Origin of the sequence: Polynucleobacter sp. Tro8-14-1 (genome assembly GCF_018881655.1) — a bacterium.
Lineage (GTDB): Bacteria > Pseudomonadota > Gammaproteobacteria > Burkholderiales > Burkholderiaceae > Polynucleobacter.
On record NZ_JACVPX010000010.1, the window covers coordinates 1 to 20131 of the forward strand.

The 20131-nt window shown below is 44.2% G+C and carries 28 protein-coding genes; 14 read left to right on the top strand and 14 right to left on the bottom strand.

The window, feature by feature from the left end; genetic code table 11:
- Positions 1 to 63 precede the first annotated feature (63 nt).
- The 5 genes from ICN34_RS10625 (at position 64) to ICN34_RS10645 (ending at position 2815) form a co-directional block, all read left to right on the top strand.
- A protein-coding gene (locus tag ICN34_RS10625; protein WP_143742197.1) for an IS3 family transposase occupies positions 64 to 1217 on the top strand; the annotation gives its coding sequence in 2 pieces (ribosomal slippage) (positions 64 to 304 and positions 304 to 1217; 1155 coding nt in all).
- Positions 1218 to 1688: 471 nt separating this feature from the next.
- Positions 1689 to 1979 (top strand): hypothetical protein, encoded by a 291-nt coding sequence (locus tag ICN34_RS10630; protein ID WP_072583611.1) that lies wholly within the window; start codon positions 1689 to 1691, stop codon positions 1977 to 1979.
- Positions 1957 to 2286 carry a hypothetical protein gene (locus tag ICN34_RS10635; protein ID WP_072583612.1) on the top strand — a complete coding sequence of 110 codons (330 nt, stop codon included), beginning with the start codon at positions 1957 to 1959 and terminating at the stop codon, positions 2284 to 2286. Before ICN34_RS10630 ends, ICN34_RS10635 begins: the two co-directional genes overlap by 23 nt.
- A complete protein-coding gene (locus tag ICN34_RS10640; protein ID WP_255538657.1) occupies positions 2273 to 2431 on the top strand; it encodes a hypothetical protein in 159 nt (52 codons plus the stop codon). The genes ICN34_RS10635 and ICN34_RS10640 overlap by 14 nt, the downstream gene beginning before the upstream one ends.
- 192 nt (positions 2432 to 2623) lie before the next feature.
- Positions 2624 to 2815, top strand: coding sequence for an antitoxin VbhA family protein (locus ICN34_RS10645; RefSeq protein ID WP_072583613.1), 192 nt, complete (start codon positions 2624 to 2626; stop codon positions 2813 to 2815).
- On the opposite strand, the gene ICN34_RS10650 is transcribed toward ICN34_RS10645, so the two are convergent.
- Both ICN34_RS10650 and ICN34_RS10655 read right to left on the bottom strand, forming a co-directional pair.
- The gene (locus ICN34_RS10650) at positions 2812 to 3354 is read right to left on the bottom strand and encodes a DUF6036 family nucleotidyltransferase (protein WP_216122606.1); all 543 of its coding nucleotides are present in this window, start codon (positions 3352 to 3354) and stop codon (positions 2812 to 2814) included. The genes ICN34_RS10645 and ICN34_RS10650 overlap by 4 nt on opposite strands.
- A complete protein-coding gene (locus ICN34_RS10655; RefSeq protein WP_072583615.1) occupies positions 3351 to 3683 on the bottom strand; it encodes a hypothetical protein in 333 nt (110 codons plus the stop codon). Before ICN34_RS10655 ends, ICN34_RS10650 begins: the two co-directional genes overlap by 4 nt.
- A gap of 123 nt (positions 3684 to 3806) precedes the next feature.
- On the opposite strand from ICN34_RS10655, the gene ICN34_RS10660 reads away from it, so the two are divergent.
- Entirely contained in the window at positions 3807 to 4004 is a 198-nt protein-coding gene (locus tag ICN34_RS10660; RefSeq protein ID WP_216122608.1) for a hypothetical protein, read from the top strand.
- A 153-nt stretch (positions 4005 to 4157) separates the two neighbouring features.
- Complete coding sequence (locus tag ICN34_RS10665; protein WP_216122610.1) at positions 4158 to 4631, top strand: hypothetical protein; 474 nt, start codon at positions 4158 to 4160, stop codon at positions 4629 to 4631.
- 288 nt (positions 4632 to 4919) lie between these two features.
- Here the strand turns inward: ICN34_RS10665 and infA are convergent, their stop codons facing one another.
- Complete coding sequence (infA, locus tag ICN34_RS10670) at positions 4920 to 5180, bottom strand: translation initiation factor IF-1 (protein ID WP_072583618.1); 261 nt, start codon at positions 5178 to 5180, stop codon at positions 4920 to 4922.
- Positions 5181 to 5265: 85 nt separating this feature from the next.
- A complete protein-coding gene (locus tag ICN34_RS10675; RefSeq protein WP_072583619.1) occupies positions 5266 to 5469 on the bottom strand; it encodes a cold-shock protein in 204 nt (67 codons plus the stop codon).
- 390 nt (positions 5470 to 5859) lie between these two features.
- Here ICN34_RS10675 and ICN34_RS10680 point away from each other — a divergent pair, with 390 nt between their 5' ends.
- Positions 5860 to 6564, top strand: coding sequence for a haloacid dehalogenase type II (locus ICN34_RS10680; RefSeq protein ID WP_370624019.1), 705 nt, complete (start codon positions 5860 to 5862; stop codon positions 6562 to 6564).
- Here the strand turns inward: ICN34_RS10680 and ICN34_RS10685 are convergent.
- The 6 genes from ICN34_RS10685 to ICN34_RS10710 are packed head-to-tail and all read right to left on the bottom strand — an operon-like array spanning position 6530 to position 11875.
- A complete protein-coding gene (locus tag ICN34_RS10685; RefSeq protein ID WP_216122612.1) occupies positions 6530 to 7366 on the bottom strand; it encodes an alpha/beta fold hydrolase in 837 nt (278 codons plus the stop codon). The two genes, ICN34_RS10680 and ICN34_RS10685, sit on opposite strands and share 35 nt — an antisense overlap.
- A gap of 5 nt (positions 7367 to 7371) precedes the next feature.
- Positions 7372 to 8091, bottom strand: a complete 720-nt coding sequence (locus ICN34_RS10690) for an ABC transporter ATP-binding protein (protein WP_255538658.1) — start codon at positions 8089 to 8091, stop codon at positions 7372 to 7374.
- A complete protein-coding gene (locus ICN34_RS10695; protein ID WP_216122614.1) occupies positions 8081 to 8821 on the bottom strand; it encodes an ABC transporter ATP-binding protein in 741 nt (246 codons plus the stop codon). The genes ICN34_RS10690 and ICN34_RS10695 overlap by 11 nt, the downstream gene beginning before the upstream one ends.
- A 3-nt stretch (positions 8822 to 8824) precedes the next feature.
- The gene (locus ICN34_RS10700; RefSeq protein ID WP_255538659.1) at positions 8825 to 9760 is read right to left on the bottom strand and encodes a branched-chain amino acid ABC transporter permease; all 936 of its coding nucleotides are present in this window, start codon (positions 9758 to 9760) and stop codon (positions 8825 to 8827) included.
- Positions 9757 to 10617 carry a branched-chain amino acid ABC transporter permease gene (locus ICN34_RS10705; protein ID WP_216122616.1) on the bottom strand — a complete coding sequence of 287 codons (861 nt, stop codon included), beginning with the start codon at positions 10615 to 10617 and terminating at the stop codon, positions 9757 to 9759. Before ICN34_RS10705 ends, ICN34_RS10700 begins: the two co-directional genes overlap by 4 nt.
- A gap of 10 nt (positions 10618 to 10627) precedes the next feature.
- On the bottom strand, positions 10628 to 11875 hold the full coding sequence (locus tag ICN34_RS10710) for an ABC transporter substrate-binding protein (RefSeq protein ID WP_216122618.1): 1248 nt from the start codon (positions 11873 to 11875) through the stop codon (positions 10628 to 10630).
- A gap of 209 nt (positions 11876 to 12084) precedes the next feature.
- Here ICN34_RS10710 and ICN34_RS10715 point away from each other — a divergent pair, with 209 nt between their 5' ends.
- The 5 genes from ICN34_RS10715 to ICN34_RS10735 all read left to right on the top strand — a co-directional run bounded on the left by ICN34_RS10715 (position 12085) and on the right by ICN34_RS10735 (position 16553).
- On the top strand, positions 12085 to 12765 hold the full coding sequence (locus ICN34_RS10715) for a GntR family transcriptional regulator (RefSeq protein WP_216122620.1): 681 nt from the start codon (positions 12085 to 12087) through the stop codon (positions 12763 to 12765).
- 26 nt (positions 12766 to 12791) lie between these two features.
- The gene (locus ICN34_RS10720; protein ID WP_216122622.1) at positions 12792 to 14312 is read left to right on the top strand and encodes an aldehyde dehydrogenase; all 1521 of its coding nucleotides are present in this window, start codon (positions 12792 to 12794) and stop codon (positions 14310 to 14312) included.
- A gap of 39 nt (positions 14313 to 14351) precedes the next feature.
- The gene (locus tag ICN34_RS10725; protein WP_216122623.1) at positions 14352 to 15137 is read left to right on the top strand and encodes an alpha/beta fold hydrolase; all 786 of its coding nucleotides are present in this window, start codon (positions 14352 to 14354) and stop codon (positions 15135 to 15137) included.
- A gap of 13 nt (positions 15138 to 15150) precedes the next feature.
- Positions 15151 to 15804 carry a maleylacetoacetate isomerase gene (gene maiA, locus ICN34_RS10730; protein ID WP_216122624.1) on the top strand — a complete coding sequence of 218 codons (654 nt, stop codon included), beginning with the start codon at positions 15151 to 15153 and terminating at the stop codon, positions 15802 to 15804.
- Between the two features lie 149 nt (positions 15805 to 15953).
- A complete protein-coding gene (locus ICN34_RS10735) occupies positions 15954 to 16553 on the top strand; it encodes a S1/P1 nuclease (protein WP_216122625.1) in 600 nt (199 codons plus the stop codon).
- Between the two features lie 146 nt (positions 16554 to 16699).
- On the opposite strand, the gene ICN34_RS10740 is transcribed toward ICN34_RS10735, so the two are convergent.
- The 4 genes from ICN34_RS10740 to ICN34_RS10755 form a co-directional block, all read right to left on the bottom strand.
- Positions 16700 to 18013 carry a ClC family H(+)/Cl(-) exchange transporter gene (locus tag ICN34_RS10740; protein WP_072583621.1) on the bottom strand — a complete coding sequence of 438 codons (1314 nt, stop codon included), beginning with the start codon at positions 18011 to 18013 and terminating at the stop codon, positions 16700 to 16702.
- Entirely contained in the window at positions 18013 to 18414 is a 402-nt protein-coding gene (locus tag ICN34_RS10745; protein ID WP_072583622.1) for a hypothetical protein, read from the bottom strand. Before ICN34_RS10745 ends, ICN34_RS10740 begins: the two co-directional genes overlap by 1 nt.
- Before the next feature lie 134 nt (positions 18415 to 18548).
- Positions 18549 to 18890: a helix-turn-helix domain-containing protein gene (locus ICN34_RS10750; protein WP_158009056.1), complete on the bottom strand. Its 342-nt coding sequence runs from the start codon at positions 18888 to 18890 to the stop codon at positions 18549 to 18551.
- 44 nt (positions 18891 to 18934) lie between these two features.
- Entirely contained in the window at positions 18935 to 19261 is a 327-nt protein-coding gene (locus ICN34_RS10755) for a hypothetical protein (RefSeq protein WP_072583624.1), read from the bottom strand.
- 276 nt (positions 19262 to 19537) lie between these two features.
- Between ICN34_RS10755 and ICN34_RS10760 the strand changes: the two genes are divergently transcribed.
- Positions 19538 to 20131, top strand: coding sequence for a response regulator transcription factor (locus ICN34_RS10760; RefSeq protein ID WP_216122626.1), 594 nt, complete (start codon positions 19538 to 19540; stop codon positions 20129 to 20131).

Consider the following 20131-nt stretch of genomic DNA (forward strand, 5'->3'; position numbering starts at 1 on the left):
TGAATCGCTACCACTTCTATAGACACTTTCTAGCCTAATATTTAGTCTATTAGGAGGTGTGTAATGAGTACAAGAAGACGGTTTACTGAAGAGTTCAAGTTAGAGGCAGTCAAGCAAGTCGTTGAGCGAGGATTTGGGGTTCGAGATGTGGCTGCTAGGCTGGGCACCTCACCCCATAGTCTGTATGCCTGGATTAATAAATATGGTATTCCAGCCGAGCAGCGCTTAGTTCAAGATGATCAATTAGCTAAGCTTAAAAGACTGGAGGCGGAGCTGCGGCGGGTTACCGAAGAGCGCGACATCCTAAAAAAGGCCGCCGCGTACTTTGCCAAGGAGTCCGGTTAAAGTACGCCTTCATCAAAAAGCACCAGCATGAGCATGCCATCCGCACGATGTGCAAGGTTTTGCGAGTCCACCACAGTGGCTATTACGCTTGGCTTAAAGAGCCGCTCTCGTCTCGAGCGTATGAGAACCAGATGATCGTAGGTCAAATTAAGCAAGCGTGGCTGGCAAGCGGCACCATCTATGGTTATCGCAAGATCCATGATGACCTGCAAGATCTGGGGATTGCTTGTGGAGAGCAACGGGTGTATCGATTGATGAAGGCACAGGGCCTGCGTTCCCAAACAGGCTACAAGCGTAAACCACGGCACCATACTGGTAAGCCTCATGTGGCAGCCCCCAATCACTTGGGTCAGCAGTTTGATGTTTTAGAACCTAATGAGACCTGGGTAACGGACATTACTTATATCCGCACGCATGAGGGTTGGCTGTACTTGGCGGTGGTCTTGGATTTATTCTCCCGCCAGATTGTAGGCTGGTCGATGCAAGGTCAAATGGATAAGGAGTTGGTGGTCAGCGCCTTGCTGATGGCTTTATGGAAACGAAAACCCAAGCAGACAGTGATGATCCACTCGGATCAAGGCAGTCAATTTTCTAGTTACGAGTGGCAAGCGTTCTTAAAAGAACATAACCTCAAACAAAGCATGAGTCGGCGCGGAAACTGCCATGACAATGCCGTAGTGGAGAGCTTTTTCCAACTACTCAAGCGGGAGCGGATTAAACGTAAAACCTATGCCAGCAGAGCAAAAGCAAGAGAAGATATTTTTGATTACATCGAAATGTTTTACAACCCGGTTAGACGCCATAGTTACAACAATGGACTTTCTCCGGTAAGATTTGAAGAGCAGTACCAAGCGAGGTTGGGAAGTGTCTAGGATATTGGTAGCGATTCAAATGGCCCATCGGGGGCTTGGGAACCTCGGCAATATCACACCATTTTGATAAGCAGCTAGCTGACACCCTAAGTTGGTTTGAAACTTTTGAAATAGGCAGCGACCAAATTAAATCTAAGATTTCCTGTCTAGAATATTTTTCCTTCATCCCCGCTCCAAACTTTAGTAAAAATTTAGCTTAAATCAGGAGTATGTTTATTTGTGCATTTCTGTGTTAGATTTACTTTATCAAAAGTTGCGATGTGTCAGGCGGACCCTTTTAATCCGTTGGTCGCGAGTTCGAATCTCGCCCGACCCACCAGTAATACAAAAGCCTCTAGAGAAGTCTAGGGGCTTTTTCTTTTACCAATCAGCTTAATTAGCATTGTCCCTTCTCTATTGAAGCCTTAACTAGCATCTTGTTTTAATATCATGCTATAATGCATTCATGCTGCATGAATATAGGAGAATGCCATGGGCGCAGTGATAGATCATCAAGTTATTAAATCCATTGGATCCAGCGGGCAGATCTCGCTTGGCAAAGAGCATGCGGGACGTCAGGTATTAGTGGAAACGCCTGAACCTGGCGTTTGGGTGATTCGCACCGCCACAGTTATTCCCGACAATGAGCGTTGGGTACATACGCCAGCCATTAAAAAGGATTTATCAGCAGCCTTGGCCTGGGCACAAAAAACGCCGGCCAAAGCAACTGACCTTTCTAAACTAAAAACGGCTAAAGCTCATGGCGAGAAACGCAAAGCCTGAGCCCTTAGTTGAGCTTGATCTGAATAGCCCCATCTTCCAATCTACCTGGGAGAGTCTGGAGCCAACCGAGCAAGAGAAAGCCTTTGCCACTTTTGAGAAAATCACGCAATTGACCTGGAACCAGGTTTACCGCGACAAGGGATTGAAGTGGGAAAAGATTCATAGCATTCCTGTACCAAAAGATATTGATGCACTCTACTCATTTCGAGTTAGCAAATCAATCCGGGGCATTGGCTTCAGAGAAGATCATTTCCTAAGGGTTTTATTAATTGAACCAGATCATGATGCTGCTTATGGCAAAAAATAAACCGCCACACAAAAGCGTTGGTTACACCACTGTTGAGCAGATCCTCAATTCGCCTGATCCCGATATTGTTGGATCTTATTACGCCATGCAGCGTGCCGGTCAAGCGGCGATTGACCTAGCCATTAAACGAACACCGCAATCGTAACCATGGTTGATGGGAAGATCGTTCGGATCCCAGCTTCTGAGCTCATTAAAAAGCGCCAGCCTAGCGTCTAAGTGCCCTTGGTCGCGAGTTCGAATCTCGCCCGACCCACCAGTTATACAAAAGCCTCTAGAGAAATCTAGGGGCTTTTTCTTTAGATATAAAGAAAACCATAACTCTATATAAAATTCTTTAATGTCAAAAAAATACTCTAGCGAGCCTTTAAGGCGCCAATTTATTGTCAATAACGCTTTAGCATCTGCGCGTATTGAGGGATTTACGCCTTCAACAGAATTTGTTAAGAGTCTTTTAGACTACATTCAAGGCCATCGAAATATTGATGAATTGATAAAAATGGCTAAGACTCGTTATAAAAAAGAACTTTAAGTTTCTTGATCTAAATTTAGCAATTTTTTATCTTCAAAAATTCTTTGCTTGACAGATTTTTCTTCCATCTCATCTAAGAATGCAGTCTCTCGCAGGCGATAATCAATCGTAGGCATTGATAGTAATTTCGCCTTAAGTCCCTCTTGAATCCAAACGCGGTCCCGAATTTCACCGCGGGCGTATTTGGATATCGCGGCATCATTTAACTCTAAAAATAATGCCCTTACATCGCCAAAGTCATGAATCACAAAACGGTCTTCCCAACCATCTGGCAATGTTGGCAAGTCGGGACTAGCAGCATCTACATAGTATCCATACTCATCTTCAAACGGACTGCCCTGGCCAATTAGCGCAGCTATTTCGCCAGCGCGACCTGGATCATCCTTTGGGTACATGTCCACATCGATGGAGCGAACCATTTCATCCGGGGGATCCGCTTTCAGCCCAAGCGCAGTCAAACTACCAATAATGACGTAGTCAGTATGGTTGGTGATCTTTTTGGCTTCGGTGAGTACGTGATGAATATGGCTCAGATTCACTGAACTTCTTTCATCAGAAAACTAAATGGTGAATTTTGGGCTAGTGCATGTGCTTGCGGAGCATCTCCACAAACCTCTCGTTCCATTTCGGAGGGGTCTGAATTTATCAGTCTTCTCCAAGAGTCTATATAGAAGCGACTACATAAATCCCGCTCTTCCCACTTTTGAATACGGCCTTCAGCTTGATGTAATACATCATTCCGGCGATCGGAGCGGAGCAAAACCAAGACGTGTTGATGCAACCTACTGAGCTTTTCATACTTCTCGGCATCAGCCTTACGAGCTAAAACACGCATAGGAATGGAGGGCTTTGACTTAATGCTTTGCATTGTTCAAGTATATATAGGAGGCTATAGAAGGGCAAGATTGGCAAAAAACCCTTCATACCATCAAGTTTTAAGCAAAACAGAGGCTTTCAGTTACGTAAAATAATCAGATAAACAGGAGGAAAGATGAAGTCCATTGTTAAAGATATTCGTAACTCTCCAGACCCCGACATTGCGGGCTCCTACTACGCCATGCGACGTGCTGGGCAAGCAGCAATTGACTTAGCCATTCAAACGAACACCGCAATCGTAACCATGGTTGATGGAAAAATAGTTCGGATCCCAGCTTCTGAGCTCATTAAAAAGCGCCAGCCTAGCATCTAAGTACCGTTGGTCGCGAGTTCGAATCTCGCCCGACCCACCAGCTATGCAAAAGCCACCTTCGGGTAGCTTTTTCTTTGGAATCTAGAAGCTTGGATTACGGAAGTTAATTTGGGGTAATGTATGCCTAATATTGCTTAATTTGGAGATGCAATAGTGCCATTCAAAAAATTACTGAGCATTACTTTGTTCGCCCTCTTGGCAGGATGTCAGAGCATGGGGTATCAGGAAGGCGCCGCCCCCGTGAATCCCGACGGAGATGTCACCCTTACCTTTAATCGCACAAGTACGGTTTTTTTTGGACTTGTGAAAAGTGCCCAAGTTTATGTGGATGGCCTTAAAGTCTGTGTCATCCCCAATGCAGGTAATTGCACCGTAAACATACCTTCAGGAAAACATATTCTTAAGGTAGACGGCACAATGTCCGGCTCTTTCGGCGTATTTTCTCAAACCTATCAATTTGACAGCGGTAAAACCTATCGATTTGTTATTTCGCCAAATAGATCTGAAATGCTTTTAGAAGATCCTAGCGGCCCCGTAGGATTCATAGCTGAACCTACATACTACGAGCTCAATAAAACCGCTAACAGCAGCGATAACGGCGAGTTCACTATGAAACCAGCTGATTAGTCGTCAGTGATTGATTAGTCGCGAGTTCTAATCTCGCCCGACCTACTAGTTATAAAAAGGGATTACAGAAATGTGGCCCCTCTTCTGTTGATTGCTTGGAATGTGTCGGTAATTTGTGGTGGCAATAAGCGATCCGTTGGACCGTTGTTGCCTAGGATGGCAAACGACCAAATAAAAAACCACCCGAAGGTAGTTTTAGTATCTCTTGCTTGCCTGGGGCCACATCAAACAGGGCCTGCGATTCTTGACAAATATTAATTTAACTTGCAGTTTTAAACCTCAAAGCTATCAATATCGTCTCTTAGGCGCACCAGCAAAAGATTGCTTCTTCTCAAGATGTCTAAATGTAATACGGCCTTTGCTCAAGTCATAAGCGGAGATCTCCAAAGAAACCTTATCTCCTGCCAATATACGGATGTGATTTTTTTTCATTTTCCCCGCTGTATAGGCAATAAGCTTATGGCCATTATCTAAAGTAATCCGATAACGAGAATCTGGCAGAATTTCATCAACCAGGCCTTCCATTTCAAGCAACTCTTCTTTTGCCATTTAACATCCTTTATAAAAATAAAAAGCCCAGTCATGCTGGGCTTTAGGCCAGGCAAATAATTTCCGCCTGGCATTTGCTTCTGATTTAAACAGGTTGAATATTGGATGCTAACTTGCCTTTAGGGCCAGTAGTAATATCAAAAGTCACTTTTTGACCTTCAGCTAAAGACTTAAATCCGCTGCTATTAATTGCTGAAAAATGGGCAAATAAATCTTCGCCACCGAGTTCAGGGGTAATAAAGCCGAAGCCTTTAGCGTCGTTAAACCATTTCACAATTCCGTTTGCCATATCTGACTATTCCTTAAAAAAATATAAAAGGGGCTATGCCCCAAATGAGGCGAAAGTCAAGAATGGCGGGGGAGATGCTAAGAAGAACTATCGCAGAACTGCGGTATTAATTAATAGTACAACAACACTATTAGCTTGAAAGTCGCTAAGTGTATTTTACTCTACTTTCGCTATAAAAGATTATTTATTTACAGATCACCCTTTAAAACAGCCATAGATAAAGGTAAAAGTGCCTTGGCAATCCGTTGGTCGCAAGTTCAAATATCGCCTGACCCACCAGTAATATCAAGCTCCAAATGAAGGTTCGGGGACTTTTTCTTTGGAGTTCCGCTAATATCCAATAACAGGCGTTCCTTTCCGCTAAATATCAACCCAAAAAGAACTTTAAAAATGAGTATGGACCCAAAAATACTAGCCTTTGATGTCTTTGGAACAGTAGTTGACTGGCATGGATCAATCGCGGCTGAAGCCAAAAGACTCAGCCTGCCAGTTGATCCCAATGAATTCGCTGCAGCATGGCGTAATGGTTATAAACCAGCAATGGCTAAGGTTCGCTCTGGAACTCTGCCATGGACAAAGATTGATGATTTACATCGTATGATTCTTGACGACATATTGAAGACATTCAACATTACCTCGTTGTCCGAATCACAAATACATGAATTAAATCTAGTTTGGCATCGCCTCAATCCCTGGCTAGATACAGTCGAAGGACTGACAAAATTAAAAAGTAAATTTACTATCGTTACCTTATCTAATGGAAATCTTGGCCTGCTTGCAGATATGGCCAAGAATGCAGGACTTCCTTGGGACTTAATTCTTTCAGCTGAAGTATTTCGTCACTACAAGCCTGATCCAGAAACTTATTTAGGTGTCGCGGAGATTTTCAATGTCCTACCCGAACAGGTGATGCTTGTGGCGGCTCACAAAGATGATCTTCTGTCAGCAAATGCCTGTGGACTTCAAACAGCTTTCATTGAAAGACCACTAGAGTTTGGCCCTAACTTCTCAAGGCAAGATTTGCATCGTGAAGAATTTACCACTTACCACGCCAAAGATCTTATGGACCTTGCAGCTCAATTGAATTGTAAATAGTAATATTTAGCCAGTGCTTAAGACTCTGATTAAACTTCTCAGGCTGCTCCATTAAGAAAAAATGGCTCGCGTTATCAAACAAAATCGTTTCTGAGCCAGCAATACCTTGACTCATAATCTCTGTAGCAGTCAGAGAGCAGATCGGATCATTCTTTCCGGCCATGATGAGTGTTGGCTGCTTAATTAAATCCAGCTGATCTACAGTGTCATGGTTTTGGCAGGCCTCATTCTGACGGCTATAGCACGCAGGCAATCGGGTTTCCCCGCCAATGAGTGCTTCAATCTTTTTAACTTGCTCTTGCTTAGTATTAAAAAACTCCGCTGAGACAAAGTTTTGTACAGAATGCCTTGCATGGTCAGCCCAGCTCATACGCCATTCAAGTGCTTCCCGCATGTTTAACAACACTCTACGGCCAAGTGGGTCAAGTACTGCAAACGATGCACACAACACTAAGGACTTCACTCGCTCCGGTGACATTAAAGCCATGTGCTGAGCAATCGCCCCACCCATTGATCTACCAACCACATGCGCGGATGGAATGTTCAGAAAATCCATCAAGCCCAAGGTATCTTTCGCAAGATCTTGGGTGCTAATAGGCTCATCTACTTGGGTACTCTTGCCCGCCCCTCGGTTATCAAATGCAATCACCCTGTAGTGATCTTTTAAAAGCTGTATCTGTGCTGTCCAGGCACTATAGTCGCCTGCAAGGCCGTGGATTAAAACCACTGGAACGCCTTTGCCAACATCTATATATTGAATATCGTACTTGCCAATCTTGGCTGTCATTAATAAATCTTGCATATGCATTACTCCACGCTCAGATGGGCTTGCAGCTCTTGCTGCTTTTCAGTAAATAGCGCTTTGCTGCCACTAAAGACAATCTTGCCACCATTCAGAAGTACTACATCATCTGCAACACTTAAAGCAAGATTGAGATTTTGCTCAACTAAAACAATAGAAATAAACGGCTTGAGGGTGGCAATAATATTGCCCACTTCTTTGACAATTTGTGGGGCCAAACCTTCTGAAGGCTCATCCAATAGCAACACCTTAGGATTGGTCATTAAAGCTCTACCAATTGCTAGCATCTGCTGTTCGCCGCCGGATAAGCTACCTGCTATCTGATTCTTACGCTCATTTAAACGCGGGAAAAACTGAAACACGTCTTCAAGCGACCATTGGCGAGAGCTTCCCGTACGAGGGGCTTGATACGCGACATCTAAATTTTCTTTTACGGTCAGACTTGGGAAAATACGGCGCCCTTGCGGAACAATACCAATGCCTGCTTGGCAGATTTTCTCGGGAGATAAATTCTGCAGTGGCACGCCATCTAACTCAATCAAACCACTTCTGCCAGACAGAAAGCCAATGATGGAACTGATGCAAGTAGTCTTACCTGCGCCGTTTCTGCCCAATAAAGCGAGAACGGTATCTTTCTTTAACTCAAAGGAAAGGTCATACAGAATATGGCTATCACCATAAAAAGCGTTTAAGTCTTGAATCTTTAATATGGAATTAGTGGCCAAGATAAATCTCCTTGGTACGCGGATCATTCACGACCTCTTGGCGTGTACCACTCGTAATCACCTCACCGTAATGCAAGAGGGTTACGCGGTCAGCAAATGCTAAGGCTACAGCCATATCATGCTCAATCATCAAGATAGTAATATTGCGATCGATTTGCTGGAGTAATTCAGTAATGGTTTCACGCTCTTCAGTAGATAAGCCAGCCAAAGGCTCATCGAGTAATAAGATTTGGGGGTTTTGAGCTAGCGCCATCGCAATCTCTAAGCGACGTTTCTCGCCGTAGGAAGTCTGCTCTAAAGGTAGATAGGCCTTAGCGCCCAACCCCACCTTTTCCAGGACGACTAATGCCCTCCGATCTAAAGCAGACTCAGATAAAAAAGATCCCCAGCATTTCCAACGCAATGGCATTTTTCCTAGCAGCGCCAACTTCACGTTAGAAATCAAATTATCTTTACCAAACAGCGTGAGAATTTGATAGGTTCTTGCTAAATCGAGTTGTGCACGCCTAGCAGTTGGCAACTTAGTCACATTTTTACCAGCAAAGGTGATGGTTCCTGAGTCTGATGCGAGGTCACCGGAGATGAGATTAAACAATGTTGTCTTGCCAGCACCATTTGGCCCGATCAATAGGTGCCTCTCTCCAACATTAACAGTTAAATTGACCCCTTTGGTCACCTTAAGGCCACCAAAGGATTTGCTTAAATCGGAAACTTGAAGAATGGGACTCATCTTTTACTTGTTGGAATTGAGTGCATTTTTAATACGATCAAATCCTGCAACAATGCCGCCTGGAATGAACATCACAATGAAAATAAATACCAAACCTAATAAAGTAACCCAGTGATCTATGTATTGGCTTGCTACATTCTTGAGCAACATCACTAAAGCAGCGCCAATCACTGGGCCCATCAAAGTACCAGCACCTCCAGCAATCACCATCAAGAGCATCTCAGCAGAGTTTGCTAATGAAAGACTGTGTGGACTAATAAATTGGTGATAGTAGACATACATAATTCCACCGATTGAACCAAAGAAGCCGCAAGCAGTAAAGGTGACCCAGCGAATGAGCCAGACATTAAAGCCGAGCGCACTCATCCGACGAGGCTGATCTTTAGTTCCTCTAATGGTGGCACCAAATGGAGAGCGAACCAAGATCGCAATCGCAATCCAAACCAATAAAAAGATAAAAAGAGTGAAGTAGTAAAAATAATTCGCCTCACCTAAATCAAATCCAAAAATATGTGGTCTGGTAATCCCAGAGATCCCGTTATCACCACCAGTAACACTAGCCCAGCGATAAGCTAAGCCCCATAGAATTTGTCCAAATGCCAGGGTAATCATCAAGAAGCTGATACCTGTCGCTCGCAAAGCAATCAAACCGAATATACCGGCAACGGCAGTAGTGCCTACAATCGCAATAGCTGCTGTACTTGCATGACCCCAGCCTAGCTTTACTGTTAGCCAACTACTGATATACGCCGCCAAGCCCAAGTAGCCTGCATGACCCAATGAAGTGAGGCCGGCATAACCTACAAGTAAGTTGAGGCTCATCGCAAAGATGCCGGCAATCAGAATTTGACTCGCTAAGTTGGTGTAATACGTACCTCCAAGAATGATCGGGAGGACAAGTAATGCAGCAAGAATGGCAATATAAAAAATACGGTTCAAGCGCTAATCTTTCCAAACAGGCCACGTGGGCGGACAGCCAAAATAATGAGCATTGGTAAAAACAAAATGATGTAAGCCAAATCGGGAAACAGAGCCTGGCCAAAGCTATAGATAAAGCCAATTAAAAAGCTGCCGATAAATGCGCCTAACAAACTACCGAGGCCGCCCAGAATCACGACAACCAATGCAATTGGCAGCATATCTGCATCTAGGCCTGGATAAACTGACAAAATTGGTGCAGCAGCAATACCGCCAACTCCTGCCAATGCAGCGCCTAAGCAAAAAACAATGGAGAACAGCTTGGTTGCAGGCACGCCAATGCCCTGAGCCATTTGGCGATCATCAACACTGGCGCGAATCATGACGCCTAGCTTTGTTTTGTCGAGCAAGAGCCATAAGCCGAGCGCCACAAAAATACTAAAGATGACTAAAGCGATTCGATAGAGGGGAAAGGTTTGACCAAGAATCTGAATACCGCCAGCAAGAAAGCTTGGAGCCGCAACCGGACGAGGATCGCCACCCCAAAACCAAAGACTGCAATCTGCAATGACAAATGCCACACCCAAAGTTGCCAATACCTGAGACAAGCTATTACCTGCTAAACGTCGTAGGATGACTCTTTCTACTGCGATGCCCAATAAACCAATGGCAATTGCAGCAGCAAGTATTGCCAAGAAGAAAGAGTGCCCTGCCTCAATCACACTTAAGCCAACATAAGCACCCAACATAAAGTAGGCACCATGAGAAAGATTAGCAATACGCATCAATCCGAAGATTAATGAAAAGCCTGCCGCGAGGGTGAAAAGAACTCCCCCCAGGGCAAGGCTATTAAGACTCTGAATTAACCAAAAGGACATGTGCAGCGAATCAGTTTTCTAAGTTATTCGCAGGCGGGTAATCTCTGGAGTAAACAGGGTTAGCTAGGAAGTCCTTAGCTTTATATGTCCAGAACTGACTTACCGCTGGATAAGTTTTGATCACAACGTTAGTAAGCTTGCCATCTCTTTTCTCAACCTTACGGATATAAATATCCATGATTGGGTTACCCAATGCGTCTAATGTCACTTTACCCCTTGGATCATTTGGTAATTGCACTGCACGCAATGCAGCCATGAAGGCATTCTTATCTTCTATATTGCCTTTAACGTCTTTTAATGCTTGCTCAAGCATTAACGCAGCACCATAGGCACCCATGGAATAGTAGCCAGGATCCTTTTTGTACATCGCGTTGAAATCTTTTACAAACTTCGCATTAGCAGCGTTATTGAGGTTTGCTGAATACCAACCAGTAGAAATTATACCGAGCGCGTCATCGCCCATGAAAGGCAAAATACCTTCATCGACTGTAGTCATTGCACCAAGCAAAGGAATCTTTCCTTTTAATCCGTACTCGCTATATTGCTTCACAAACTTCACGCCATTACCGCCAGCAAAGGCCGCAAATACAGCATCAACGTTTGGCTTAATCTGACCGATATAAGTACCGTAGTCTGCTACGTTCAAAGGGGTCCAGAGCTTTTGCACAACCTTGCCGCCGTTCTCTTCAAATGTTCTTTGGAAACCAGCTGCAATCTCATGACCAAAAGCAAAGTCATCGGCAATAATGGCAATACGTTTGTACTTCAAGTCTTTAGCAGCGTACTCACCAAGCGCATGGCTTGGTTGAGCTGAGCTACCAACGCCACGAACAAACCATGGATTTGGTTTGCGTTGCGTCAAATCTTCAGCACCAGCAGATGGGGAGATCACAGGTACACCTACTTTTTTAATGTAGTCGTCTACTGCAATTGCTTCAAATGCGGCTAAAGGTCCAATGATGACTTGAACTTTATCTTTCTCTACCAGCTCTTGTGTTTTAGTTTTAGTAACAGCTGGTTGACCAGAAGTATCAGCAACAAATAGCTCTACCTTTCTACCGGCGATCGTATTGTTACGTTCCTTCATAAACAGATTGATTGCCTCCTCCATCTGTTTGCCGCCCGCAGCCAAAGCACCTGATTTGATGGTTAAGAAACCAACCCGAATCGGTGTACTGTCAGCCGCAAAGGCTGCAGGGCTTAACAGCGCCCCCGTTACTGCAAGCGCTACGGCTTTTAGGTGGATCTTATTCAACATAACTGTCTCCTCGCGGTGTTTTGTACTCTGTAATTGTAGTTTTAACGTCTTAATTGATATACTACAATAAATTTAAATTTAAGCAATATTTTTCTGTAAATATTATTTATCTATATAAATCATATATTTATAAAATTACCTGGCTTCCTATAAAACCCTTGTGATATATTACGAACAACATTTATATAGAGCCTGATATCTCTGAAACCATGACAGCCACCATTACAGAACCCATAGAAACAGACGGTCGACTGCTCCGCGAGAGAGTGTACGAAGAGCTTCGTCACGATATTTTGTCGTGCCAATTAATGCCTGGCGCTGAAATACGAGAAGCCGAATTAGCAGCGCGGTTTGAGGTCAGCAAATCCCCGGTACGTGATGCCCTCATTAGCCTTGAGCGCGAAGGTTTAGTAATTACTATTCCACGCCAAGGTTATCGAGTGGCCCCTGTTTCGATTTCAGATATGTTGGATATGTTTCATTTGCGTGCAGCACTTGAGCGAGCTAACATCGAACGCGTAATTCGACATGCGAGTGATGAACAGTTACAGGTCCTAGATCAATACAAACGCTTTGATGAAAATCAATGGAAAGATGGATTTGTTGGATACAACAAATCATTCCATCGCAAGATGGCTGAACTCGGCGGCAATCCGCGCATGCGCGATCAGCTGATTGACCTCATCGATTTAATGGAGAGAGCCGTACAGATTAGCGTGAGCAATATGAACCACGGCAAGCCAGAGGCTCTTGTAGAGGAACATCGCGAGATCATCGATATCGTCCAAGCCAGATCTATTAAGGCTGCCCAGCGTTTGGCTGAGCAGCATGTGCTTGCTGCTGGCAAGCGCGTCAGTAATGCAGTTTCACGCGGAATGATTGTTAACTAATTCAATTTATTTTTAAAAGGACCACCATGTCAAACTCTAACAAGCAAGTACCTATTCGTGGATTATTTATTGATGGTAAAGAAGTGCCTGCATCCCAACCTAAGTTACTGGATGTATTAAATCCAGCAACTGGTGAAATGCTTGCACAAATCTCACATGCGACAGACGCGGACGTTGATAAAGCAGTAAAAAGCTCTGCCAAAGCCTTTTCTAGCTCCGAGTGGAGCGCTATGTCCAATCGCACAAGAGCTAAGCTCATCAATAAACTAGCTGATGTTTTTGAAGCCAACCTAGAAGAAATCTACACATTAGAAACAGCTAATAACGGACGCTCCTTAAATGAGACTCGTGCGCAAGTTTCTCGCTTGCCAGACTTCTTCCGTTACAACGCAGGCCTTGCTATTGCACGTCGTGATTCTGTCATTCCAGTGGATGGCAACTATCTCAACTACACCTTGCGTACTCCGATTGGCGTTGTAGGTAACTCCACACCATTCAATCACCCATTGATGATCATGGTAAAGAGCTTAGCTCCTACTCTTGCATCTGGTTGCACGACAGTAGTAAAGCCCTCTGAATACACTCCATTAACTACATTACGTCTTGCTGAGCTGTTTGTAGAGGCTGGTTTACCACCAGGAGTATTTAACGTAATTACTGGGCTTGGACCATCAACTGGTAAAGCGCTAGCCGAGCATCCTGGTTTAGCCAAGTGGGTTCTGACTGGTGGCACAGAAGCTGGTCGCATTACTGGCGCATTGGCTGGTAGCAACTTTGCGCATCAGACCTTAGAGCTCGGTGGCAAAACACCAGTTCTCGTATTTGATGACTTCAACGTAGATCAAGCGGTGAACTATGCCGCTTTTGGCGCCTTTATAGGAGCAGGACAAACCTGTATTTGTGGAAGCCGTCAAATTGTTCAGGCAAAAATCTATGATGAGTTTGTTGAAAAGCTTGCAGCAAAAGCGAAGTCCATCCGCATTGGTAACCCGATTGATCCAACAGTGCAACTGGGGCCTGTCGTTTCTGCGCGCCAGCAACAACGCGTTCTCAAATATATTGACATTGGCCTCAATGAAGATAAGGCACGCCTCGTAGCTGGTGGCAAGGTTCCAACTGATGCATCCATGAAAGATGGCTTCTTTGTAGAGCCAACTGTTTTTGCTGACGTTACTAGAAACATGCGCATCTTCCAAGAAGAGGTATTTGGACCATTCGTATCTGTGACTAAATTCACTACCGAAGAAGAAGGTCTGGAGTTGGCTAACGACTCTCCATTTGGACTTGCGGGCGCCATTCGTACAAATGACGTTACTAGAGCACACCGCGTTGCTGCCAAACTCAAATGCGGCATTGTTTGGGTAAATGATCACCACCGCTTAGATCCAGCGTCACCATGGGGTGGCATTAAGGACTCCGGTATTGGTCGTGAGTGTGGCACTGAATCTTTTGATCAACACTTTGAGACTAAGAGCGTCATGATTCGTTTGGATGATGCGCCCTTTGACTGGTACAAAGATACCGCCAGCCAACCACGTCTTAACTAATCAACTGTCTTCCATTAGAGAGCAAGGAAATATATTCACATGGCAAATAAAACTTTAACTATCGACAACAAAAAATTGAGTTTAGATATTTCAGGCTCTGGAAAACCGATTGTGTTGTTTCACTCTCTATTGGCTGACAGCAGTTCATTTGCACCCCTGGCCGCCGACCTGGTTAAAACCCATGAAGTAATCTCACTCAATCTTCCTGGGTTTGAAGGGTCTGACTTTGTGGGCGGGGATCTGAATGGAATCGCTGACCATATTGCTAAAGGCATCGAATCTCTACATCTCTCTGAAAAGCCCATCTTCTTAGGTAATGGTTATGGCGGCTTTATCGCCTTAATTACGAGCATTCGCCACCCACAACTGGCCTCACGCTTAGTGCTAGCTGATTGTGGTGCGATGTTCTCCGAGCTAGGCCGTGCGGCTTTCCGTGGAATGTCAGGCGCTGCTAAAGAAAAAGGGCTGGAAGCCATTGCTGATGTTGCGATGCGCCGCTTGTTTGCTCCAGAGTTTCAAGAGCAGAACCCAACTCTCGTTGCCGAAAGAAAGAAACGCTTCTTGGGTCTTGATACTGAAACTTTCCATGGTGCCTGCGCTGCTTTGGCTAGCTTGGATATTCGTGATCAACTATCCAAAGTCACCCAGCCAGTATTAGTAATGGTTGGAGAGCTTGATGAAGCAACTCCTTCAGCAATGTCTGTAGAGCTTCATGCTGGCTTGCCAAATGCCACTTTGAACATCTTGCCCGGCTTGGCACACGTTCCTCAACTGCAAGCTCCAGCAGTGTTTATGAGCGCTATCCGCGACTTTATTAACGCCTAAGTATAAAAATCCTATGAGCGTAACCCTTTATGGATTCTGGCGTTCCCTAGCTGCTTATCGTGTTAGGGTTGCCCTAAACCTAAAGGGAGTTTCTTTTGAAGAGGTGTCTATTAATTTAGCTAGTGGTGAGCAATTTGGTGAAGCCTATAGTTCGCTCAACCCACAACACGTGGTTCCTCTGCTCAAGCATAACGGTCATGAAATCGTTCAATCGCTAGCTATTCTGGAGTACGTAGAAGATATTTGGCCGAGCCCAAAACTAATTCCTAGCAAACCCATTGATAAGGCTGAAGTAAAGGCCTTAGCTTTAATCACCATCGCCGATGCTCACCCACTGATTGTTCCTAGAGTCAGAAACTTCCTGAATAAAGAGTGGGACCTTGATGAAGCTGCCCAAACAAAATGGGCACAACATTGGTTTACTAAAGGCAACGAAGCAATAGAAAGCACTTTAATCAAGTTAGGAAAATCTAAAACCTATTCATTCGGTGATGAAGTAACGATTGCTGATATTGCTTTAGCCTCACATGTGGTTGGTGCAAAACTATTTAATGTAGATATGAGCGCTGCCCCTACCCTCAATAGCATCTTTGAAAACTGCATGAAGCTTCCTAGCTTTGCAAATGCACACCCCTTCAAGCAGCCAGGTGCACCCAAACTAAGCTAAAGTAAACCCTACCCCTGCTGGACCCTATTACTGGAGGGTTTAGAAAACTATCGCTAGTGGTGGCCTCCGCTACCGCCTTGATGGGATTTATGTAGAAAATGTCTTTACAAATTAAATCAATATTAATTATTTCCCTTCAATTGCTTTTCATGAAGGCCGCATTCGCATGGGGAGTTGAGGGACATCAGGTGGTCGCTCAAATCGCTCAATCGCAACTATCGCCAAAAGCGCAGGCTGAAATTAGCAAACTATTAATGTTGGAGCCCGGCTCTTCTATGGTGAGTATTTCAACCTGGCCAGATGAGCATGCGACCAAGATTACTGCTCGATGGCATTATGTCAATTTTCCTAAGGAAGCCTGTTTATACGTACCCGAGCGAGACTGCCCAAATGGGGATTGCGTCATCGCAGCCCTGCAGCAACAGACACAGATATTGGGATCAAAAGAGTCGGATGAGAAAAGACTGCTTGCCCTGAAGTACGTTGTTCACTTTATGGGTGATATCCACCAACCTTTGCATGCGGGCTATAAGGAAGATAAAGGTGGCAATAATTACCAAGTCCAAGCTTTTGGTAAAGCCACTAATTTGCATTCACTTTGGGACTCTGGCCTGATTAAGAACTTAAATACCCCAACCAATGCATTAGCCCTCGACCTATCATCCAATAAGACCCAACCCGGGGATTACTTCAATATAGAACCACTCAATGCGGCTACTGAGTCCTGCAATATTGCCCATCCAAAATAGCTTTTATCCAGCACGCCTAGTGGATCAGCGGTGCATCAATCACTACACCCCAATTCTAGAAGCTAGACTTAAACTTGCAGGTGAACGACTGGCTCAGTTACTCAATAAAACCCTTCAATAGACTTCAAAGAGATGACAGCTGAGTTTTATTTAGTTCTATCCATTAATGCATCATAAATAGGTTCTTGTTTTAGCAAGACAGGGATGATGGAGCAAATCACACTAGTAATCAGCAGGGGAATAATTAAGCTAACTTTGCCACTCATCTCTATTGCGAGCAAAATTCCGGTAAGGGGCGCTCTAACGACTACTGTAAAAAATGCCGCCATTCCCACTAATGCAAAGGCAATGGGATCAAGTTGACCGAGTGCAAGATGGCTCAATATTGGGTTCATTGCAAGTACAAATAACACGCCAATACCAGAGCCCATCAACAGGATTGGTGAAAATATTCCGCCCGGCACTCCTGTGGAATAACTAATAGGCCCCAGAAAGAAACGGCCAAGTATCAAGAGCATGAGGGGCAGCAAGAAATAGCCTTTACTCAAGATGGATTGAACTTGTAAATCTCCTCCACCCACTAGATTTGGATAAAAATAAGCCAGTGACCCCACCCCAAAACCAATGATGAGCGCTTTGTTCACCGGAGAAATGCCAGAAAATGAATCGGTAATATTTAAGGCGCCAATAATCGTTCGACTATACAGAGTGGCTATGAAACTCAATAGCACTGCAAATACACCATAGCAATACAGACTAAAGCCAGAATCTGGCAACAGGTCACCAACTACAAATTCAATTGAATTTCCGAAGTAAGCTCGAAACACAATGACACCTGAAGCTACTGCAGCAATAGACACCATGAGTCTTTTAATGGAGATTTTTTTAGATATCTCCTCAAATGAGAATGCAATTCCCGATAGTGGCGCATTAAAAGCCACTGACAATCCTGCGCCAGCTACAGCGGTATATAAAAGTGATTGCTCAACCACTTTATGGCGGAATAATTTTCCACATTCGGAGCCAATAATGGCAGCCATCTGAACCGTTGGCCCCTCCCTGCCCAAAGCCATTCCAGATCCAATGGATAACAAGCCGCCAAAAAATTTAATTGGTAAGGCCCTAAACCTACTAGGTTTAGCTGCCCCGTGCATGACTGCCTCTACATGCTGAATACCACTACCGATTGTCGAAGGCTCTAACTGAACCAACATGCGAGCTATTCCTACACAGGAGCTAGTGATGAACCCCACTACGATAAATCCAGAAATGAACCATCCTGTATCGATGGTATGCAAATAGGCAATAAATGAAAGAAAGTGAATAGTGATGAAATTTAGTGCAGCTCTAAATGTGCCGCCCACTATGCCCACCAAAGCCCCTGCAAAGGCAGCCACCAACAACACCTTAAGAGTGTCGAATGGCGAATCAGGTAAATCTTCTGATTGAATGCTATTCATTATTCACAAAGCCCGGTCAAAAGCAGGCTTCCTGAAAAGAAACCAAATGGCTTCTTTTTTCCTTTTACAAACTCATCGATATTCAAATAATCAACAAAGGCTCCGCCACTACCTTCAGCCTTCTGCTCCCAAATTACTTTGTAGGAATTTTTCCCACCAATTGACGGAAATACTTTAGGATTATTAAGAGCATCCATTACGTCCCCAATCACCTCACCGGTACCCTTTATCACAGTAAACTTCTCCCCGACCCTTGGGCTATCTCGCAATACATCTAGAGAACCATCCGCCTTAATGTAGGCATCGCTCATCACTTGGCACTGGTAAAAATGAGGATCGGCATAGGCTTGCAATGGGGCGACTACTGCAGCCATAAAAAATAGAGTGGTTAAGCGATTCATAGTTTTATCTTTTGGCGACTGTTTAGAAATGAAAATTTGATGCGAATAGTTACACTCAGTCTACTAGAAATACAAAAGCCACCCGAGGGTGGCTTTTGTATTTTAGCTATATCAATCTTTGGGCTAAGTGGCCCTTAATGAAGGCGCTCTGCTGCAGGCAGAGCCACAGTCGCAGGATTATCCGTAAACAGCTCATTAGTACTGAGCCCCGAAGCAAAGAGTTGGGCTAGCTCAGGCGGAATGTTCTCATTGGCACAATAAATTCCTCTTTGGCAGCCAAACTTTAGAACAATCAACCCTACAGCCGCAAGCCTCTTTAAATGAAAATCCAGCGTCCCTGAGTCCACTCCAAATCTATCAATGATTTCCTTTGGTCTAACCCCGGCTTTTCCGGAACGATAGATGGACATGAATACCTTAAATCTAGTCTCGTGACCAAGAGCTTCAAAAATCGGCAAGTAAAGAGAGATTTCCATATATTTATCCCCAAACATTCAGAACGAAGATCTAGACTCTTGAACTAGTTTGATGTGCCAGTGGTGAAATCCAAGATAGGTTGTGATTGGCCATGAAAATCGCGCATAGCAACGACATGCATCGACTCCCCTACCTCTGCCACCTCTTCTCTCGCTTCATATTTAATGAGTCGGATTTCTTTGGACAGGCTTTCAGACTTCGGATTCAAATACTCAGGAATTTGATGCGGATTATTTGGATTAGCGCGAACAGCGTCATCCCCGCTCAATTGGATGTTCGTTGCGGCAATCGCCACAGAACCAAATACGAGCAATACCAGCATCAACATAGCAACGAGCTGGTGGCGACCAAAAATAGAAGTTGATAGCATGGTGGATCTCCGAAAAATTGAACTTGGACCATCCTAAGGGCGCCACTATCTCTTAGCCATAGCACTTTAGCTCTAGTCACTCAATTGACACAATTACCCGCAACTTAAATCTCAGGAAAACCCTTAAATTAGCGAGCCAATCAGGGTCTAGCAAAAGATTATTGATCTTGGTCAAGTGTTTATATAGAGCTAAAGTACTAGAAATAGAAAGATAATGGATGTCACAATCATTCTAGATAAAAACACACCCCAAATAGGCCAAGAATAAGGGTCGCCATGCATTCTGTTTCATTGTTAATCGTTGACGATCATCCGGTTTATCGGGATGCACTTCACCAGTTTTTAACCCGCAAATTTTTCTCATCAGGCAATCAGGTCTTTTCTGCAAATTCCATCACAGAAGGCTTGCAAATTGTCCGCTCCCAAAAATCCAGTTGGATCATCCTCTTAGATCTTCTTATTCCAGACTCTGAAAATCAGCTCTTTGGTATCAAAGAATTCAAAAAGCTGGATGAGGTGGTTGCAATTGCAGCCATTTCTGGTCTTGAAGAGGAAAACTTAGAAAAAGAATGTCTCGAAGCGGGCTGCAGTATCTTCATACCTAAAAGCAGCGATACCCCATACATCTATGAAAGCGTTTGTAATTTAATGGGCTTAAGCCCTGAAAATTCTAAGCTGGAGCCGCTTACCGATCGACAAAAACAAATACTGACCCATATTTCTAATGGTGACTCAAATAAGATGATCGCCTACTCCCTGAATATTAGCGAGCAGACTGTAAAGATCCATTTAGGCGATATCTTTAAGAAAATTAAAGTATTTAATCGTACTCAGGCAGTCATCAAAGCCAAAGAAAATGGATGGGTCTAG

Coding starts and splice junctions, on each gene's coding strand:
- ICN34_RS10630 (WP_072583611.1), top strand. CDS start 1,689: ATGGGCGCAGTGATAGATCATCAAGTTATTAAATCCATTGGATCCAGC.
- ICN34_RS10655 (WP_072583615.1), bottom strand. CDS start 3,683: ATGCAAAGCATTAAGTCAAAGCCCTCCATTCCTATGCGTGTTTTAGCT.
- infA (WP_072583618.1), bottom strand. CDS start 5,180: ATGGCAAAAGAAGAGTTGCTTGAAATGGAAGGCCTGGTTGATGAAATT.
- ICN34_RS10640 (WP_255538657.1), top strand. CDS start 2,273: ATGGCAAAAAATAAACCGCCACACAAAAGCGTTGGTTACACCACTGTT.
- ICN34_RS10635 (WP_072583612.1), top strand. CDS start 1,957: ATGGCGAGAAACGCAAAGCCTGAGCCCTTAGTTGAGCTTGATCTGAAT.
- ICN34_RS10745 (WP_072583622.1), bottom strand. CDS start 18,414: ATGAATCGCTTAACCACTCTATTTTTTATGGCTGCAGTAGTCGCCCCA.
- ICN34_RS10685 (WP_216122612.1), bottom strand. CDS start 7,366: ATGCAAGATTTATTAATGACAGCCAAGATTGGCAAGTACGATATTCAA.
- ICN34_RS10760 (WP_216122626.1), top strand. CDS start 19,538: ATGCATTCTGTTTCATTGTTAATCGTTGACGATCATCCGGTTTATCGG.
- ICN34_RS10705 (WP_216122616.1), bottom strand. CDS start 10,617: ATGTCCTTTTGGTTAATTCAGAGTCTTAATAGCCTTGCCCTGGGGGGA.
- ICN34_RS10755 (WP_072583624.1), bottom strand. CDS start 19,261: ATGCTATCAACTTCTATTTTTGGTCGCCACCAGCTCGTTGCTATGTTG.
- ICN34_RS10675 (WP_072583619.1), bottom strand. CDS start 5,469: ATGGCAAACGGAATTGTGAAATGGTTTAACGACGCTAAAGGCTTCGGC.
- ICN34_RS10715 (WP_216122620.1), top strand. CDS start 12,085: ATGACAGCCACCATTACAGAACCCATAGAAACAGACGGTCGACTGCTC.
- ICN34_RS10695 (WP_216122614.1), bottom strand. CDS start 8,821: ATGAGTCCCATTCTTCAAGTTTCCGATTTAAGCAAATCCTTTGGTGGC.
- ICN34_RS10660 (WP_216122608.1), top strand. CDS start 3,807: ATGAAGTCCATTGTTAAAGATATTCGTAACTCTCCAGACCCCGACATT.
- ICN34_RS10720 (WP_216122622.1), top strand. CDS start 12,792: ATGTCAAACTCTAACAAGCAAGTACCTATTCGTGGATTATTTATTGAT.
- ICN34_RS10740 (WP_072583621.1), bottom strand. CDS start 18,013: ATGAATAGCATTCAATCAGAAGATTTACCTGATTCGCCATTCGACACT.
- ICN34_RS10645 (WP_072583613.1), top strand. CDS start 2,624: ATGTCAAAAAAATACTCTAGCGAGCCTTTAAGGCGCCAATTTATTGTC.
- ICN34_RS10735 (WP_216122625.1), top strand. CDS start 15,954: ATGAAGGCCGCATTCGCATGGGGAGTTGAGGGACATCAGGTGGTCGCT.
- maiA (WP_216122624.1), top strand. CDS start 15,151: ATGAGCGTAACCCTTTATGGATTCTGGCGTTCCCTAGCTGCTTATCGT.
- ICN34_RS10750 (WP_158009056.1), bottom strand. CDS start 18,890: ATGGAAATCTCTCTTTACTTGCCGATTTTTGAAGCTCTTGGTCACGAG.
- ICN34_RS10725 (WP_216122623.1), top strand. CDS start 14,352: ATGGCAAATAAAACTTTAACTATCGACAACAAAAAATTGAGTTTAGAT.
- ICN34_RS10710 (WP_216122618.1), bottom strand. CDS start 11,875: ATGTTGAATAAGATCCACCTAAAAGCCGTAGCGCTTGCAGTAACGGGG.
- ICN34_RS10680 (WP_370624019.1), top strand. CDS start 5,860: ATGAGTATGGACCCAAAAATACTAGCCTTTGATGTCTTTGGAACAGTA.